Origin of the sequence: Diaphorobacter sp. JS3051 (assembly GCF_015832135.1) — a bacterium.
Lineage (GTDB): Bacteria > Pseudomonadota > Gammaproteobacteria > Burkholderiales > Burkholderiaceae_C > Diaphorobacter > Diaphorobacter nitroreducens.
The window spans coordinates 351,512-367,552 of sequence record NZ_CP065406.1 but is presented as its reverse complement, the minus strand read 5'-3'; the positions used below and the strand labels follow the sequence as shown (position 1 = coordinate 367,552).

General features: G+C 66.1%; 17 protein-coding genes. 16 read left to right on the top strand and 1 reads right to left on the bottom strand.

The features are described from left to right. Positions 1-7: 7 nt before the first annotated feature. The 5 genes from I3K84_RS01740 (at position 8) to tolA (ending at position 3,930) form a co-directional block, all read left to right on the top strand. Positions 8-1,192: a pyridoxal phosphate-dependent aminotransferase gene (locus I3K84_RS01740; protein ID WP_015913683.1), complete on the top strand. Its 1,185-nt coding sequence runs from the start codon at positions 8-10 to the stop codon at positions 1,190-1,192. Positions 1,193-1,211: 19 nt separating this feature from the next. Next, on the top strand, positions 1,212-1,637 hold the full coding sequence (locus I3K84_RS01735; protein ID WP_011805926.1) for a YbgC/FadM family acyl-CoA thioesterase: 426 nt from the start codon (positions 1,212-1,214) through the stop codon (positions 1,635-1,637). Next, positions 1,634-2,335: a protein TolQ gene (tolQ, locus tag I3K84_RS01730; protein ID WP_011805927.1), complete on the top strand. Its 702-nt coding sequence runs from the start codon at positions 1,634-1,636 to the stop codon at positions 2,333-2,335. The genes I3K84_RS01735 and tolQ overlap by 4 nt, the downstream gene beginning before the upstream one ends. A 179-nt stretch (positions 2,336-2,514) precedes the next feature. Next, positions 2,515-2,940 carry a biopolymer transporter ExbD gene (locus tag I3K84_RS01725; RefSeq protein ID WP_011805928.1) on the top strand — a complete coding sequence of 142 codons (426 nt, stop codon included), beginning with the start codon at positions 2,515-2,517 and terminating at the stop codon, positions 2,938-2,940. 21 nt (positions 2,941-2,961) lie between these two features. Then, positions 2,962-3,930, top strand: a complete 969-nt coding sequence (tolA, locus tag I3K84_RS01720; RefSeq protein ID WP_196995375.1) for a cell envelope integrity protein TolA — start codon at positions 2,962-2,964, stop codon at positions 3,928-3,930. Positions 3,931-4,052: 122 nt separating this feature from the next. On the opposite strand, the gene I3K84_RS01715 is transcribed toward tolA, so the two are convergent. Further along, the gene (locus I3K84_RS01715; RefSeq protein WP_196995374.1) at positions 4,053-5,384 is read right to left on the bottom strand and encodes an MFS transporter; all 1,332 of its coding nucleotides are present in this window, start codon (positions 5,382-5,384) and stop codon (positions 4,053-4,055) included. Positions 5,385-5,695: 311 nt separating this feature from the next. On the opposite strand from I3K84_RS01715, the gene cyoA reads away from it, so the two are divergent. The 11 genes from cyoA (at position 5,696) to I3K84_RS01665 (ending at position 16,036) form a co-directional block, all read left to right on the top strand. Beyond that, positions 5,696-6,745 (top strand): ubiquinol oxidase subunit II, encoded by a 1,050-nt coding sequence (gene cyoA, locus I3K84_RS01710; RefSeq protein ID WP_196995373.1) that lies wholly within the window; start codon positions 5,696-5,698, stop codon positions 6,743-6,745. Positions 6,746-6,806: 61 nt separating this feature from the next. Continuing rightward, the gene (gene cyoB / locus I3K84_RS01705) at positions 6,807-8,813 is read left to right on the top strand and encodes a cytochrome o ubiquinol oxidase subunit I (protein ID WP_370567767.1); all 2,007 of its coding nucleotides are present in this window, start codon (positions 6,807-6,809) and stop codon (positions 8,811-8,813) included. Beyond that, positions 8,806-9,441 carry a cytochrome o ubiquinol oxidase subunit III gene (cyoC, locus tag I3K84_RS01700; protein WP_196995372.1) on the top strand — a complete coding sequence of 212 codons (636 nt, stop codon included), beginning with the start codon at positions 8,806-8,808 and terminating at the stop codon, positions 9,439-9,441. The genes cyoB and cyoC overlap by 8 nt, the downstream gene beginning before the upstream one ends. Continuing rightward, positions 9,442-9,861: a cytochrome o ubiquinol oxidase subunit IV gene (gene cyoD / locus I3K84_RS01695; protein WP_103738440.1), complete on the top strand. Its 420-nt coding sequence runs from the start codon at positions 9,442-9,444 to the stop codon at positions 9,859-9,861. Positions 9,862-9,872: 11 nt separating this feature from the next. Beyond that, the gene (locus tag I3K84_RS01690; RefSeq protein WP_196996053.1) at positions 9,873-10,682 is read left to right on the top strand and encodes an SURF1 family protein; all 810 of its coding nucleotides are present in this window, start codon (positions 9,873-9,875) and stop codon (positions 10,680-10,682) included. Beyond that, on the top strand, positions 10,679-12,022 hold the full coding sequence (locus I3K84_RS01685) for an ATP-binding protein (RefSeq protein ID WP_196995371.1): 1,344 nt from the start codon (positions 10,679-10,681) through the stop codon (positions 12,020-12,022). The genes I3K84_RS01690 and I3K84_RS01685 overlap by 4 nt, the downstream gene beginning before the upstream one ends. Beyond that, a complete protein-coding gene (locus I3K84_RS01680; protein WP_011805937.1) occupies positions 12,012-12,545 on the top strand; it encodes a response regulator transcription factor in 534 nt (177 codons plus the stop codon). Before I3K84_RS01685 ends, I3K84_RS01680 begins: the two co-directional genes overlap by 11 nt. Positions 12,546-12,656: 111 nt before the next feature. After that, on the top strand, positions 12,657-13,085 hold the full coding sequence (locus I3K84_RS01675; protein ID WP_231403390.1) for a glutathione S-transferase family protein: 429 nt from the start codon (positions 12,657-12,659) through the stop codon (positions 13,083-13,085). After that, positions 13,040-13,300: a glutathione S-transferase C-terminal domain-containing protein gene (locus tag I3K84_RS22515; RefSeq protein ID WP_370567821.1), complete on the top strand. Its 261-nt coding sequence runs from the start codon at positions 13,040-13,042 to the stop codon at positions 13,298-13,300. The genes I3K84_RS01675 and I3K84_RS22515 overlap by 46 nt, the downstream gene beginning before the upstream one ends. 326 nt (positions 13,301-13,626) lie before the next feature. Next, positions 13,627-15,003 carry a tRNA 5-hydroxyuridine modification protein YegQ gene (yegQ, locus tag I3K84_RS01670; protein ID WP_011805939.1) on the top strand — a complete coding sequence of 459 codons (1,377 nt, stop codon included), beginning with the start codon at positions 13,627-13,629 and terminating at the stop codon, positions 15,001-15,003. A gap of 148 nt (positions 15,004-15,151) precedes the next feature. Then, positions 15,152-16,036 carry a plasmid replication/partition related protein gene (locus I3K84_RS01665; protein WP_196995370.1) on the top strand — a complete coding sequence of 295 codons (885 nt, stop codon included), beginning with the start codon at positions 15,152-15,154 and terminating at the stop codon, positions 16,034-16,036. Positions 16,037-16,041: the final 5 nt, after the last annotated feature.

Here is a 16,041-nt window from a genome sequence, read left to right as displayed (position 1 = left end):
CATCGCCATGAAGTTTTCCACCCGCGCCGAGCGCATCGAACCCTTTTACGTGATGGAAGTGGCCAAGGCCGCCCAGGCCCTGGCGCGCGAGGTCGCCGGCACCCGCGAGCCGATGATCTTCCTGAACATCGGCGAGCCCGACTTCACCGCGCCCCCGCTGGTGGTGGAGGCGGCCGACCGCGCGGTGCGCAGCGGCGTCACGCAGTACACCAACGCCCTGGGCCTGGAGGCGCTGCGCGAGCGCATCAGCGGCTGGTATGCCGAGCGCTTTGGCGTCGATGTGCCGGCGCGGCGCATCGTGGTCACGGCCGGCGCATCGGCCGCGCTGCAGCTGGCCTGCCTGGCGCTGATCGACGCGGGCGACGAGATCCTGATGCCCGACCCCAGCTACCCCTGCAACCGCCACTTCGTGAGCGCGGCGGAAGGCAAAGCGGTGCTGATCCCCACCACGGCCGAGGAGCGCTTCCAGCTCAGCGCCGCCAAGGTCGAGGCCGCATGGGGTACCAAGACACGCGGCGTGCTGCTGGCATCGCCCTCCAACCCCACGGGCACCTCGATTGCGCCGGACGAACTGCGCCGCATCCACGATGTGGTGCGCGGCAAGGGTGGGCTCACGATCATCGACGAGATCTACCTCGGCCTGTCCTATGACGACGCCTTCGGCCAGACGGCGCTGGCGCTGGGCGAGGACATCATCAGCATCAACAGCTTCAGCAAGTACTTCAACATGACCGGCTGGCGCCTGGGCTGGATGGTGGTGCCCGAGGCCATGGTGCCCGTGGTGGAGCGTCTGGCGCAGAACCTGTTCATCTGCGCCAGCACGGTGTCGCAGCATGCGGCGCTGGCCTGCTTCGAGCCGGACAGCATCGCCGAGTACGAACGCCGCCGCGCAGAGTTCAAGGCGCGGCGAGACTACTTCATCCCCGCACTCGATGCACTGGGCCTCACGGTGCCGGTGCAGCCCGATGGCGCCTTCTACGCCTGGGCCGACTGCACGCAGGCCGCCGAGCGCCTGGGCGTCGCCGGCAGCTGGGACTTCGCCTACGAGCTGATGCGCCGTGCCCACCTGGCCATCACGCCGGGGCGCGACTTCGGCACGGCCGACACCCAACGCTTCGTGCGCTTTTCCACGGCCAACTCCATGGCGCAGTTGCAGGAAGCGGTGGCGCGCCTGCAGCGCCTGATCGGCTGACCCCTCCAGGCGTGCCAGCATGGCTTTCGAGTGGCCCGTTCGCATTTACTGGGAAGACACCGATGCCGGCGGCATCGTGTTCTATGCCAACTATCTCAAGTTCTTCGAGCGCGCGCGCACCGAGTGGCTGCGCTCGCGGGACCTGGGCCAGCAACGATTGCGGGAACTCACGGGCGGCATGTTTGTCGTAACCGACGCACGCCTGCGCTACCTGCGCCCCGCCCGCCTGGACGATGAACTGATTGTTACCGCCAGCCTGCGCGAAGGGGGCCGCGCTTCGCTCACAATCGAGCAGCAGGCGCTCTTGAAACCAGAGCAGATGATCCCCGACTCTCCCCCCGCACTGCTGTGCGAAGGCACCATCCGCATTGGCTGGGTGGATGCCGCCACCATGCGCCCTGCACGCATTCCGGGGTCCCTTTTGGAACGACTCTCCTCATCATGAATTCCCAAGACATGTCCATCTTGAGCCTGGTGCTCAATGCCAGCTGGGTGGTGCAGCTGGTGATGCTGCTGCTGCTCGCGGTTTCCGTGGCCAGCTGGGCCGCCATCTTCCGCAAGCTGTTCGCGCTCAAGCGCGTGAAGGCTCTGAACGAAGACTTTGAGCGCGACTTCTGGTCGGGCACCAGCCTGAATGACCTGTACGCCAGCGCCACGCACAACGCCAAGAGCGCGGGCCCGATGGAGCGCATCTTCGCCAGCGGCATGCGCGAATACCAAAAGCTGCGGGAACGCCGCATCAGCGACCCCGGCACACTGCTGGACGGCGCGCGCCGCGCCATGCGCGCGAGCTTCCAGCGCGAGATGGACGTGATCGAGTCCAGCCTCTCGTTCCTTGGCTCGGTGGCCTCGGTGTCGCCCTATGTGGGCCTGTTCGGCACCGTCTGGGGGATCATGCACGCCTTCACCGGTTTCGCCGGCATGGAGCAGGTGACGCTCGCCACGGTGGCGCCCGGCATCGCCGAAGCGCTGGTGGCCACCGCCATCGGCCTGTTCGCCGCCATTCCCGCCGTGATTGCGTACAACCGCTTCGCACGCGACATCGACCGCGTGGCGACGCACCAGGAGACCTTCATCGAGGAGTTCTCCAACATCCTGCAGCGCAACCTGGGCGCACACCCCGCGTCCCCCTCGGGGCATTGAGATGAAGGACATCCCCCTGAGCCGCTGCGCGGCTTCCCCCTTCTCTCGCAGCGCTACCCACTGCGGGAAAGGGGATCGATTGCTCAGCGCGGCGGGACGGCCCTTGCGCGGCGTCTGCTGGCATCGGACACGTCCGTTTTATCCACAGCGCGCACTACTCAGCGCAATGGAGAACTGAAATGCCTGCCATGGCCTCACGCAGCGGCACCCGCCGCCGCTCCATGAACGAAATCAACATGGTGCCGTTCATCGACGTGATGCTGGTGCTGCTCATCATCTTCATGGTGACCGCGCCCATGCTCACGCCCAGTTCGGTGAACGTGCCTTCCGTGGGCAAAGGCGCCAAGGTGCCCAAGACGCGCGCGGACGTCATCGTCGACAAGGATGGCAGCATCCGCTTCAAGGCCGACGGCAACGAACGCACCGTGCCGCTGCAGAACCTGGGCGCCACTGCCAAGAACTGGCTCAAGGACCAGCCAGAGGACACACCCGTGCTCATCAGCGCCGACAAGAACGTGTCGTACGACGCGGTGATGAAGGCCATGTCTGCGCTGCAACAGGCGGGCGTGGCACGCGTCGCCCTGGCGGTGAAGAGCGGCGGCTGACGAGAACTTTCACACGATCTAATGCACGCCACGAACGACCGCGACCAGTTTGCCCCGCCCCGCCCGCCCGGACGCATGCGGGCCATCGCCCTGGCGGTACTCGCCCATGCCGCGCTGATCGGCGCGCTGACCTGGGGCGTGAACTGGAAGAGCAGTTCCGACCAACCGGCGGTAGAGGCCGAACTCTGGTCCGCCGTCCCCCAGCAAGCGGCGCCGCGCGCCGTGGAGCCGCCCCCACCCCCTGCTCCGGCCCCTACCCCCGCACCTGAGCCCGCGCCCGCACCGCCGCCTCCACCGCCACCACCGCGTCCGGAGCAAGCCGACACGCGCGAGGCCGACATCGCCCTGCAGCAGCAGAAGAAGCGCCTGGAAGAAGAAAAGAAAAAGCGCGAACAGCAACTAGAGCGCGAGAAGCGCGAACGCGAGCGCAAGGAAGAAGAGCGCCGCGAGCGGCTGGAGCAGGAAAAGAAGGAACGCCTACTGGCGCAGCAGAAGGCCGAGCGCGAGAAAGCCGAGCGCGAAAAGGCCGAGAAGGAGAAGGCCGCCAAGGCCGAGCAGGACAAACAGAAGAAGCTGGCCGAGGACAAGCGCCGCAAGGCCGAGGAAGCCCGTGAAGCCAAAGAGGCTAGAGAGCGGCAAGAAGCAAACATCCGCCGCATGCAGCAACTGGCTGGCACGGGCGGCGAGACCGCCACGGGCACCGCGCAGCGCAGCTCCGGCCCCTCGGGCAGCTACGGTGGCAAGGTGGCCGCCAAGGTACGCCCCAACATCGTCTATCCCGACACCATCTCGGGCAACCCGCGCGCCGAGGTCGAGGTGCGCGCCGCTCCGGACGGCACCATCGTCGGCGCGCGCATCACCCAGTCCAGCGGCAACAAGGCGTGGGACGACGCGGTGATTCGTGCGCTGCACCGCACGGAAACCCTGCCGCGCGACGTGGACGGCCGCGTGCCGTCGTCCCTGGTGATCGGCTTCCGCCCGCGCGACTGAAGCAAAAAAGAGAGCTGCCTGCGCTTGTCCCTCAATGGTTTCAAATTGAAAACACTGTGAAACCTATTTGAGTCAAGCGCCGGCAGCTATCATTTTCGAGAACAACCGACAGCCAATCGAACTCAGCTGCGCTGCTCGATGAGGCGATTGATACGCAACGCGCCGAGTGTGCAGACCACGCCCGACAGCAGATACAGCGTCACCGCCCCCAGCCCGAAACGTGCCGACAACCCCAGAGCCACCAACGGCGCGAAGGCCGCGCCGATCAGCCAGGCCAGGTCGGACGACAGTGCCGCCCCGGTGTAGCGGTGCAGGGTGGAGAAGTTGGCCGTCACCGTGCCCGATGCCTGGCCGTACGACAGGCCCAGCAGCACGAAGCCCAGCAGCAGGAACACCGTGCCGCCCACCGCGCCACCGCCCAGCAGCCAGGGCGTGGCCAGGCTGAACAGGCCAATCAGCACGGCCATGGAGCCCAGCAGGTTGCGCCGGCCCATGCGGTCGGCCAACCGCCCCGACGCCGCCACCGCGCCGATGGCCAGGAATGCGCCGGCGATCTGCACGCACAGCACCTCGGCCATGGAGCGGTCGGAGAACAGGGCGAACCACGACAGCGGGAACACCGTCACCACGTGAAAGAGTGCGAAGCTGGCCAGTGCCGCAAAGGCGCCCAGCACCACATTGCTCCCCTCTTCGCGCATCACGCGGGCCACGCCCACGGGCTCCAGTTCCTTCTCTTGCAGCAATTCGGCATAGGACTGCCCCACCACCAGGCGCAGCCGCGCAAACAGCGCCACCACGTTGATCGCAAAGGCCACGCAGAACGGGTAGCGCCAGCCCCAGGCCAGGAATTCTTCGCTGGAGAGGCTGCCGTACAGGTAGGCAAACAACCCGGCGGCCAATGCAAACCCCACGGGCGCGCCCAGTTGCCCCACCATGGAATACCAGCCCCGGCGCTCCGGCGGTGCGGCCATCGCCAGCAGCGACGGCAGCCCGTCCCAGGAGCCGCCCAGCGCCAGCCCCTGGCCGAAGCGCAGCACCGCCAGCGCCCCAGCGGCTGCCAGCCCCGCCACCTGGTAGCTGGGCAGGAAAGCCATGCTCACCGTACAGCCGCCCAGCAGGAACAGCGCCAGCGTCAGCTTGGTGCCGCGCCCCCAGCGCCGCTGCACGGCCATGGAGATGGCGGTGCCCAGCGGCCGGGCGATGAAGGCGATGGCAAAGATGGCAAAGGCCATGAGCGTGCCGTCCAGCCGCGACATGAAGGGGAACAACAGCGACGGGAAGACCAGCACGCAGGCGATCCCGAATACGAAGAAGTCGAAATACTCCGACGCGCGCCCGATGATCACGCCCACGGCGATCTCGCCCGGGGTGACGTCTTCGTCGGTGTGCGCGCGCGACAGCGATGCCGCGCTCTCGGGGCCGTAAACGGGGTATGCGACGGAACCGCTACTCATGACCGTACTCCTTGGCTTTGCAGACACAGCTCCGTTCTACACGCAAGCCCCGCGGTCAACAAGTACGCTTACACTGACGTCCCGCGCGGGAAAACCCTCACGCCCAGTCGGCCATCCGCGCCGCCATGGTCGCGCCCGCAGGCCGCATACGGCCTGCCATCACGCCATAAGCTTGACCCTGGACAAAATGTCCAATCGACAAATGCGCTAGGCGTATTACATTCGTCTCCGTCCAGTAATTCGCGTTTACACCTAGCGCCGCGCCCGCCCGCGCGACGCAAGGCCGTGCACGCTTTTTGACACGCCTAGCAATGCTCCAATTGAAGAAACTCCGCGGGCCCACCTGGCTCGCCGCGGCTTTGGCCGCAGCCAGCCTGGCTGGTTGCAGCAAGGCCGTTGTATTGAACCCGGCGGGTGATATCGCTGCCCAGCAGGGCAACCTGGTGGTGACTGCCACGGTGCTGATGCTGATCGTCATCGTGCCGGTGATCCTGCTGACGCTGCTGTTCGCCTGGAAGTACCGCCAGGGCAACACCGACGTCGAGTACGACCCCGACTGGCACCACTCCACCTCGCTGGAGCTGGTGATCTGGAGCGTGCCGCTGATGATCATCATTGCCCTGGGCGCGCTGACCTGGATCGCTACCCACAAGCTGGACCCCTACCGCCCCCTGGACCGCATCGACGCCCAGCGCGCGCTGGCCGCCGACGTCAAACCGCTGGAAGTGCAGGTGGTGGCCATGGACTGGAAGTGGCTGTTCTTCTACCCCGAGCAGGGCATTGCCACGGTGAACGAGGTGGCCGCGCCTGTGGACCGCCCGATCCTGTTCAAGCTCACCGCCACATCCACCATGAACGCGTTCTACGTGCCCGACCTGGCCGGCATGATCTACGCCATGCCTGGCATGCAGACCGAGCTGAACGCCATCATCAACAAGCCCGGCGTGTTCCATGGCCTTGCCTCGCACTACAGCGGCCCCGGCTTCTCCGGCATGACCTTCAAGTTCCACGGCCTGAGCGATGCCGAGTTCGCCCAGTGGGTGGACAAGGCCAAGACCGAAGGCAAGCCCCTGGACAAGACCACCTACCTGCAACTGGCCAAGCCCAGCCAGCGCGACCCCGTGCAGCGCTTTTCTACCGTGGAAACGGGCTTGTACGGCAAGGTGCTCAACCGCTGCGTGGAAGACGGGCAGATGTGCATGCACGACATGATGGCTATCGACGCGCTCGGCGGCGAAGCCTTCGTCAAAGCCAACGGTCTAACGCTGCCGCAGGACGTATGCACCGCCGGCAACGCGCCACAGATCCTGGCCGCGCTGCAGCCGGGCTTAGCCCTCCCCGAGGCCCCCACCCAACAGTGAATTTGACGGACCCGACGCGGGCGCCAAGCCGGCGCCGGGCCCATTAGCCAAGAGATTCGATATGTTGTCTGAACAAACTACCCCAGCCCACTGGCTGTTGGGCCGCATCACCTGGGACTCGATCCCGATGGCGCACGAGCCCATCGTGCTGTGGACCTTCATCGCGGTGGTCCTGGGTGGCATCGTGATGCTGGCCGGCCTCACCAAGTTCCGCCTGTGGGGCCCGCTGTGGCGTGACTGGATCTGCTCCATCGACCACAAGAAGATCGGCATCATGTACATGATCCTGGGCCTGGTCATGTTCCTGCGCGGCTTCGCCGACGCGGTGATGATGCGCCTGCAGCAGGCCATGGCTGTGGGCGAGAGCATGGGCTACCTGCCGCCGCACCACTACGACCAGATCTTCACGGCCCACGGCGTGGTCATGATCTTCTTCGTGGCCATGCCCTTCGTCACGGGCCTGATGAACTACCTCGTGCCGCTGCAGATCGGCGCGCGCGACGTGTCGTTTCCCTTCCTGAACAACTTCAGCTTCTGGATGACCACCGGCGGCGCCGTGCTGGTGATGATCTCGCTGTTCCTGGGCGAGTTCTCCACCTCTGGCTGGCTGGCGCTGTCCAACCTCGGGGCGCAGGACCCTGGCGTGGGTCTCGACTATTACATCTGGGGCCTGCAGATTGCGGGGGTGGGCACCACCTTGTCGGGCATCAACCTGATCGTCACCATCATCAAGATGCGCGCGCCGGGCATGAACCTGATGAAGATGCCCGTGTTCACCTGGACCGCGCTGTGCACCAACGCGCTGATCGTCGCCTCGTTCCCCGTGCTGACGGCCGCGCTGGTGCTGATGTCGCTGGACCGCTATATCGGCACCAACTTCTTCACGAACGACCTGGGGGGCAACTCCATGCTGTACGTGAACCTGATCTGGATCTGGGGCCACCCCGAGGTCTACATCCTGATCCTGCCCGCGTTCGGCGTGTTCTCCGAGGTCGTCGCCACGTTCTCGCGCAAGCGCCTGTTCGGCTACACCTCGATGGTCTACGCCACGGTGTGTATCACCATCCTGTCGTACCTGGTGTGGCTGCACCACTTCTTCACCATGGGCTCGGGCGCCACAGTGAACACCTTCTTCGGCATCACGACGATGATCATCTCGATCCCGACGGGCGCCAAGATCTTCAACTGGCTGTTCACCATGTACAAGGGCCGCATCCGCTTCAGCGTGCCCATGCTGTGGACGGTAGGCTTCATGTGCACCTTCGCCATCGGCGGCATGACCGGCGTGCTGCTGGCCGTGCCCCCGGCCGACTTCGTGCTGCACAACAGCCTGTTCCTGGTCGCGCACTTCCACAACGTGATCATCGGCGGCGTGGTGTTCGCCGTGTTCGCTGCCATCAACTTCTGGTTCCCCAAGGCCTTCGGTTTCCGCCTGATCGAGTCCTGGGGCAAGGCATCGTTCTGGTTCTGGCTGACTGGCTTCTGGGTCACGTTCACGCCGCTGTACATCCTGGGCCTGATGGGCATCACGCGCCGCGTCAACCATGTGGAAGACGCCTCGCTGCACATCTGGTTCATCATCTCCGCGGTGGGCGTATGCCTGATCGCGGCGGGCATCGCCTGCTTCTTCATCCAGCTGTTCGTGAGCTACCTCAAGCGCGACCAGTTGCGCGACGTGACCGGCGACCCCTGGGACGGCCGCACGCTGGAGTGGGCCACCTCCTCGCCCCCGCCGCAGTACAACTTCGCCTTCACGCCCGTGGCGCACGAGATCGACGCCTGGTGGGACATGAAGAAGCACGGCTACAAGCGCCCGCTGACCGGCTTCCAGCCGATCCACATGCCCGCCAACACGGGTGCCGGCGTGGTGATCGCCGCGCTGTCCACCGTGTTCGGCTTCGCCATGATCTGGCACATGTGGCCGCTGGCGATCGCCTCGTTCGCCGCGACCGTGCTGGCCTCGATCATCCACACCTTCAACTACAAGCGTGACTACTACATTCCGGCAGCCGAAGTGGCCGCCACGGAAGACGCACGCACCCAGCAGCTTGCCGCAGCCCATGTCTGATACCACCACCTTGCACGCGGGCGGCGCCGCCGCCCTGGCACCGCGCGAGTACCACCTCGCGCATGAGCCCCACCCCGAGAACGGCACGTCCCTGGGCTTCTGGCTCTACCTGATGAGCGACTGTCTCATCTTCGCAGCGCTGTTCGCCACCTACGGCGTGCTGGGCCGCAGCTATGCGGCGGGCCCCACGGGCGCCGAGCTGTTCGACCTGAAGCTGGTGGCCATCAACACGGCCTTCCTGCTGACGTCGTCCATCACCTTCGGCTTTGCCATGCTGCAAAAGCAGGCAGGCAACGTGCGCGGCACGCTGACCTGGCTGGCCGTCACCGGCCTGCTGGGCCTGGCCTTCCTGGGCGTGGAGCTGTATGAGTTCGCACACCTGATCCACCAGGGCGCGACACCCCAGCGCAGCGCGTTCCTGTCGGCCTTCTTCACGCTGGTGGGCACGCACGGCCTGCACGTGACCTTCGGCCTGATCTGGCTGGTCACGCTGATGATCCAGATCAGCAAGCACGGGCTGATCCATGAAAACAAGCGCCGCCTGAACTGCCTGTCCATGTTCTGGCACTTTCTGGACGTGGTCTGGATCGGCGTCTTCACCTTTGTGTACCTGATGGGGGTGCTGTAAATGAGCGCACACGAAATTCACGCCGGCCACGACGACCATGGCCACGACCATGACGACCTGCACGTCACCAAGGGGGACTACGTCAAGGGCTTCATCCTCGCCGTGATCCTCACCGTGATCCCGTTCTGGCTGGTCATGGCCGACGTGATCCAGAGCCGCACCACCGCCGTGCTGGTGCTGGGCATCTTCGCCATGGTCCAGGTGGTGGTGCACATGGTGTACTTCCTGCACATGAACGGCAAGATCCAGGGCGGCTGGACGATGCTGTCCACCATCTTCACCATCGTGTTCCTGGCAGTGACCATCATCGGCACGTTGTGGGTCATGTTCCACATGAACGCCAACATGATGCCCGCGCACGCCAACCCCATGGCCGCACAGCACCAGGGCAGCGAGGCACACCAACCGAAGGCGCCTTGACCGCTCCGACCATGCACGCCCCGGAGCCGCAGCGCACCCGCGCGCACTCCAACCTGACGATGGCGGTGCTCGCTCTGGCGGGCATCGCCCTGTTCGTTGTGTTCTGTGCCCTCGGCTGGTGGCAGGTGGAGCGGCGCACCTGGAAGCTGGCCCTGATGGAACGCGTAGAGCAGCGTCTGCATGCCGCGCCCGTGCCGCTGCCCGCGCGCGCGCAGTGGCCTGGCGTGGATGCGGCTGGCTTTGAATACCAGCCTGTGCAGGCTGAGGGTCGCTGGCTGGCCAGCAAAACCGTATTGACCCAGGCCGCCACGGCGCTCGGCGCGGGTTTCTGGGTCATGACCCCGCTGCAGCTGGACGGCGGCGGCCAGGTGCTCGTCAACCGCGGCTTCATCCCCCAGGCGCAGCGCGCCCAGTGGGCCGCTGGCGGCCCCGGCATGCAGGAAGGCGAAACCGTACAGCTGCAGGGCCTGTTGCGCATGAGCGAGCCCGGAGGCGGCTTCCTGCGCCGCAACGACCCCGGGGCGCAGCGCTGGCATTCGCGCGACGTGGCGGCCATCGCCCAGGCCCAGGGCCTGGACGCCGCGGCCCCGTTTTTCATCGACGCGGGCATTCCCGACGCGAACGCCCCAGCGCCGATGGATGCCGAGACTTCCACCACCGCCGGTCCCTGGCCCCGCCCGGGACTGACGGTGGTTCGCTTCCACAACAGCCACCTGGTGTATGCCATCACCTGGTTCGGGCTGGCCGCCATGGTGGCGGCAGCGGCTGCGTATGTGGCACGCTACGAGCTTCGCCTGCGTGCCACCTTGCGCTCCCGATGACCGCATCCGCCACCTCCACCCCCTCCGCCTCCCCGCCCGCCCTGAAGGCACGCTCGGCCGATGCCGCGGCCGGGCTGAAAAACCTGCACCAGCTCATCCAGTTGCGCTGGATCGCCGTGGTGGGCCAGGTGTTCACCATCGAGGTGGCGCACTACGTGCTGCAGCTTCCCCTGCCCCTGCGCGAGATGCTCATGGTGGTGGGTTGCCTGGTGCTCTACAACGCGGTGAGCTTCGTGCGCTGGCGCACCGGCCGCGGCGTGCGCAATGTGGAGCTGTTTCTGGCGCTGTTGGTGGACGTGGCCGTGCTCACCGTGCAGCTGTATCTGAGCGGGGGCATCCGCAACCCATTCGTCTTCTTGTACCTGCTGCAGGTGGCGCTGGGCGCGGCGCTGCTGCGCAGCGCCTACATCTGGACCATGGTGCTCGTCACCGCAGCCTGCTTTGCGCTGCTGGCGCATTACAGCGTGCCATTGCAGCTGGCGCCCGACTTCGCGCGCGGGCTGGGCAGTCCCTACGTGCTGGGCCTGCTGGTGTGCTTCATGCTCAACGCGGCGCTGGTGGTGATCTTCATCAGCCGCATCGGCCAGAACCTGCGCCAGCGGGACGCGCGTCTGGCCGCCATACGCCAACGCGCCGCCGAGGAAGAGCACGTGGTGCGCATGGGTCTGCTGGCTTCAGGCGCTGCCCATGAGCTGGGCACGCCGCTGGCCACCATGGCGGTGATCCTGGGGGACTGGAAGCGTGATCCTGCATTGGCCGCCAACCCCGCGCTGCAGGAAGACGTGGCCGAGATGCAGGCGCAGGTGCAGCGCTGCAAGACCATCGTCAGCGGCATCCTGATGTCCGCCGGCGAGACGCGCGGCGAGGCATCGGCGCAGACCACCGTGTGTCAATTCCTGGACTCACTCGCCAGCGAGTGGCAGGCCACGCGCTCGGTTGACGAGTTCACCTATGACAACCGCTTCGGCCAGGACACCCCTATGGTGTCCGATGTCACGCTGCAGCAAATGGTTTTCAATGTGTTGGACAATGCCCGCGACGCATCGCCCCACCGGGTCGGCCTGGTGGCCGAGCGTGATCAAGACCTGCTGCGCATTACCGTCACCGATGATGGCCCCGGCTTCGCGCCGGCCATGCTGTCGCAGTTCGGCAAGCCCTACCAGTCCAGCAAGGGCCGCCCCGGCGGCGGGCTGGGCCTGTTCCTGGCAATGAACGTGGCGCGCACCCTGGGGGGCACCGTGCAGGCACGCAACCTTCCGGGCGGCGGCGCCCAGGTCACGATCACGCTGCCGCTGGCCGCGATTGCGTTGCAGGAGACACCCACGCACCATGGACGCTGAACGCTTGCTGCTCATTGTGGAAGACGACGAGGCCTTCGCGCGCACGCTGGCCCGTTCGTTCGAGCGGCGCGGCTACCGCGTGCTGCACGCCGACAGCCTGGCACAGGCCGAAGCACTGCTGGCCGGGCACACGCCCGACTATGCCGTCGTGGACCTCAAGCTCAAGGGCGAGGCCACGGGCCTGGCCTGCGTGCGGGCGCTGCACGCGGCCAACCCGGACATGCTCATCGTCGTGCTCACGGGCTACGCCAGCATTGCCACCGCCGTCGAGGCCGTAAAGCTGGGTGCCTGCCACTACCTGGCCAAGCCATCGAACACCGACGATATCGAGGCCGCCTTCGGCCTTACCGAAGGCAATGCCGACGTCGAACTGACCAACCGCGCCAGCTCCATCAAGACGCTGGAGTGGGAGCGCATCCACGAAGTGCTGGCCGAGACCGGCTTCAACATCTCCGAAGCCGCACGGCGGCTAGGAATGCACCGCCGCACGCTCACGCGCAAGCTGGATAAGCGGCGGGTTTAGCGCATTGAGCGCGCATGGGCTGTCATCGGCCTGAGCCTGCCTGTACGAAGGGCGGCTGATGGGGAGGCTGTCGCCGTATACATTCAGGATGCTTGAAGCGCGTTGTTTGAGATGGAAGACCTGCCCATGATCCTCGTCGGTCAATATGACAGCCCCGTCACGCGCCGTGTCGCCATCGCGCTGCATCACTACGGCATCCCCTTCACCCGCGATACGCGATCCATCTTTGGCGATGCGGCAGCAATCGGGAGGATCAGCCCGCTGACCCGCATCCCGGCCCTCGTCCTCGACGATGGCGAAGTGCTGATCGACAGCGCATCCATCCTGGATCATCTCGATGAGCAGGCAGGCGACGCGGCGCTGATCCCCCGCTCCGGCACTCAACGCCGGCGCGTTCTCCAGATGACGGCACTGGCGCAAGGCACCCTCGAAAAGGTCGCGGCTGTGGTGTACGAGAGGCACTTTCACCCCCCGAACACCGCAGCGCCGTCTGGCTGGATCGCTGCCTTGGCCAGGCACGCGCTGGTCTCGACGAACTGACCAAACGCCTTGCCACACCTTATGCCTGCGGGGCGGCACTCACCCATGCCGATGTCATGATCACCACGCTGATCTGGTACATGCAGGACCGGATGGATGAAGTGCTGTCACCGTCTGCCCACGCCGCGCTGATCTCACTGGCCGAACACTGTGAAGCGCTGCCCGCCTTCCGTGCCGCCGCCCCGAGCGATCTCGAGGCGATGCCACGAAGCTAGGGCCTGTTGGCACGGAATGTGAACAGGCCCTCGTCTTGGATATACCTGTTCATGGCTCCAATATCCAAGGGAAAGCCGGGCGCACGCGGCGTTGAGCAAAGGTTCGTCGCGTCGGATTCGCGTCCGGCACAAGCCGCTGGGTGCCAAACTCCGCCACCAGCGAGCAGTCCGCTATCGCCCCAGCCTCGCAACCCTACGTCACACACCCCTCCTAATCCTCCCAGCTGCCACCGCCGACAACGCAAAGCAACCGCCCCAAAGACCCCATCCCGGTCATTACCCACGCGCCCCACCCTCACCCCGCACATCAGCGAAAATTACAGGCTATGACCCTCAAAGCCCCCGAACTGCTGCTGCCCGCCGGCTCGCTCGACAAGATGCGTGCGGCGTACGACTTCGGCGCCGACGCCATCTACGCCGGCCAGCCGCGCTACAGCCTGCGTGCGCGCAACAACGAGTTCCGCCTGGAGCAGATCGCCCAGGGCATCCAGGAGGCGCACGCGCGGGGCAAGAAGTTCTTCGTCACCAGCAACCTGATCGCGCACAACGACAAGGTGCGCACCTACCTGCGCGACATCGAGCCCGTCATCGAGTGCAAGCCCGACGCCTTCATCATGGCCGACCCCGGCCTGATCATGATGGTCAAGGAAAAGTGGCCCGAGACCGAGATCCACCTCTCGGTGCAGGCCAACACCACCAACTACGCCACGGTGAAGTTCTGGCAGAAGGCGGGCGTGTCGCGCATCATCCTCTCGCGCGAACTGAGCCTGGACGAGATCGAGAAGATCCGCCAGGAATGCCCTGACATGGAGATCGAGGTCTTCGTGCACGGCGCGCTGTGCATTGCCTACTCGGGCCGCTGCCTGCTCAGCGGCTACTTCAACCGGCGCGACCCCAACCAGGGCACCTGCACCAACGCCTGCCGCTGGGAATACAAGACCCACGACGCGGCGGTGGACCCCAACACCGGCGAAGCGCTGGCCACGTCCATGGAGCAGGGTTTCAACTTCGAACAGGCGCGCGAGGAAGCCGACAGCCAGTTCACCAGCACCTGCGGCAGCGGCCAGCGCCATCCCAAGGCCGACCAGGTCTACCTGATCGAGGAGATCGGCCGCCCCGGCGAACTGATGCCCATCATGGAGGATGAGCACGGCACCTACATCATGAACTCCAAGGACCTGCGCGCCGTGGAGCATGTGGAGCGCCTGGTGAAGATCGGCGTGGATTCGCTCAAGATCGAGGGCCGTACCAAGAGCCTGTACTACGTGGCGCGTACCGCCCAGGTGTACCGCCGCGCGATCGACGACGCGGTGGCGGGCCGCCCGTTCAACCCGCACCTGATCACCGAGCTGGAAGGCCTGGCCAACCGCGGCTACACCGGCGGCCTGCTGGAGCGCCGCCCGGCCAACGACTACCAGAACTACGAGACCGGCAACAGCGTGCTGCAGCGCGCGCACTTCGTCGGCCAGGTGCGCGGCTACGCCGACGGCATGGCCGAGGTCGAGACCATGAACCGCTTCGCCGTGGGCGACACGCTGGAGGTGATCCACCCCAGCGGCAACCGCACGGTGCAGCTCACGCAGATGTTCAAACTGGACGGCGAAAGCGTGCAGGTGGCGCCGGGCAATCCGCTGCGTGTGCGCATTCCGATCGACGGCCCGGTGGAAGGCGCGCTCATCGCGCGATTGCTGCAGCCTTCCTGAAACCATAGCTGGCAGCGCCCGTCCACAGGGCGTTTCAGGTAGATTTGATACCGAAATGCCCAGCCATCAAGCGCGAGCAGCTCCTCTTTTTGCAAAGGCCCCGGCGGGGCCTTTGCCCATTTCTTGCCCCGCCCCATACCAAGAACCCATGAATCCTGAAGACATCGTCGTCCTGCCCGAACTCAAGGCCTACATCGACCCGCTCACGCCCGAAGAGCACGACGCGCTGGAGCGCAGCATCCTCGCAGAGGGCTGCCGCGACGCGCTGGTGCTGTGGGGCAACATCCTCGTGGACGGCCACAACCGCTTCGGCATCTGCCACAAGCACGGCCTGCCCTTCCAGACGGTGCAGAACACCCGCTTTCAGAACATGGAGGACGTGCACCTGTGGATGATCGACCAGCACCTGGGGCGGCGCAGCGTGTCGGAGTTCCAGCGCGGCGTGCTGGCACTGCGCAAGCGCGAGATCATTGCCGAGCGCCGCGCCGCAGCCGCTGCCGCCGTGGTGGCTGCCAAGGCCGAGGCCGCCCAGGCACCCGAGCAGGCCCCCTGGGAGGGTGACACCGACCCGGTCGTCGCCCAGGCACTGGCCAGCGTGCCCAAGGTGCCCGAAGACGCGCTGGACACGCGCGAGGCCCTGGCCCGCGCCGCCCGCCTGACGGCCGCCCAGGTCAAGGCCATCGAGACCATCCACCAGAACGCAGCGCCGGAAGTGGTGGCCGCCGTCAAGTCGGGCGAACTGTCCTTGAACGCCGCAGCCGTGGTGGCCACCCTGCCGGTGGACGAGCAAAAGAGCGCCGCGGCCGGCGGCGCACAGGAACTCAAGCAGGCCGCCAAGCGCGTGCGCAACAGCAAGAAAAAACCAAAGGCCGATGCCGCCGCAACGGAGGCCGACGGCACCGCCGGGCCGGAATCGACGGCCGCCCCCGACGCCACCAAGCTACAGCAGCGCGTGGCGGAACTGGAGGCCGAAAACGAGCGCCTGCGCCAACAGGTCAAGGCCCTGCAAGACCTGCTGGCCGAGCAGGGCTGAGCGCC

Bases quoted from the DNA above. Each gene is read 5' to 3' on its own strand.
- I3K84_RS01740 (WP_015913683.1), top strand. From the start codon at position 8: ATGAAGTTTTCCACCCGCGCCGAGCGCATCGAACCCTTTTACGTGATG.
- I3K84_RS01735 (WP_011805926.1), top strand. From the start codon at position 1,212: ATGGCTTTCGAGTGGCCCGTTCGCATTTACTGGGAAGACACCGATGCC.
- tolQ (WP_011805927.1), top strand. From the start codon at position 1,634: ATGAATTCCCAAGACATGTCCATCTTGAGCCTGGTGCTCAATGCCAGC.
- I3K84_RS01725 (WP_011805928.1), top strand. From the start codon at position 2,515: ATGCCTGCCATGGCCTCACGCAGCGGCACCCGCCGCCGCTCCATGAAC.
- tolA (WP_196995375.1), top strand. From the start codon at position 2,962: ATGCACGCCACGAACGACCGCGACCAGTTTGCCCCGCCCCGCCCGCCC.
- I3K84_RS01715 (WP_196995374.1), bottom strand. From the start codon at position 5,384: ATGAGTAGCGGTTCCGTCGCATACCCCGTTTACGGCCCCGAGAGCGCG.
- cyoA (WP_196995373.1), top strand. From the start codon at position 5,696: ATGCTCCAATTGAAGAAACTCCGCGGGCCCACCTGGCTCGCCGCGGCT.
- cyoB (WP_370567767.1), top strand. From the start codon at position 6,807: ATGTTGTCTGAACAAACTACCCCAGCCCACTGGCTGTTGGGCCGCATC.
- cyoC (WP_196995372.1), top strand. From the start codon at position 8,806: ATGTCTGATACCACCACCTTGCACGCGGGCGGCGCCGCCGCCCTGGCA.
- cyoD (WP_103738440.1), top strand. From the start codon at position 9,442: ATGAGCGCACACGAAATTCACGCCGGCCACGACGACCATGGCCACGAC.
- I3K84_RS01690 (WP_196996053.1), top strand. From the start codon at position 9,873: ATGCACGCCCCGGAGCCGCAGCGCACCCGCGCGCACTCCAACCTGACG.
- I3K84_RS01685 (WP_196995371.1), top strand. From the start codon at position 10,679: ATGACCGCATCCGCCACCTCCACCCCCTCCGCCTCCCCGCCCGCCCTG.
- I3K84_RS01680 (WP_011805937.1), top strand. From the start codon at position 12,012: ATGGACGCTGAACGCTTGCTGCTCATTGTGGAAGACGACGAGGCCTTC.
- I3K84_RS01675 (WP_231403390.1), top strand. From the start codon at position 12,657: ATGGAAGACCTGCCCATGATCCTCGTCGGTCAATATGACAGCCCCGTC.
- yegQ (WP_011805939.1), top strand. From the start codon at position 13,627: ATGACCCTCAAAGCCCCCGAACTGCTGCTGCCCGCCGGCTCGCTCGAC.
- I3K84_RS01665 (WP_196995370.1), top strand. From the start codon at position 15,152: ATGAATCCTGAAGACATCGTCGTCCTGCCCGAACTCAAGGCCTACATC.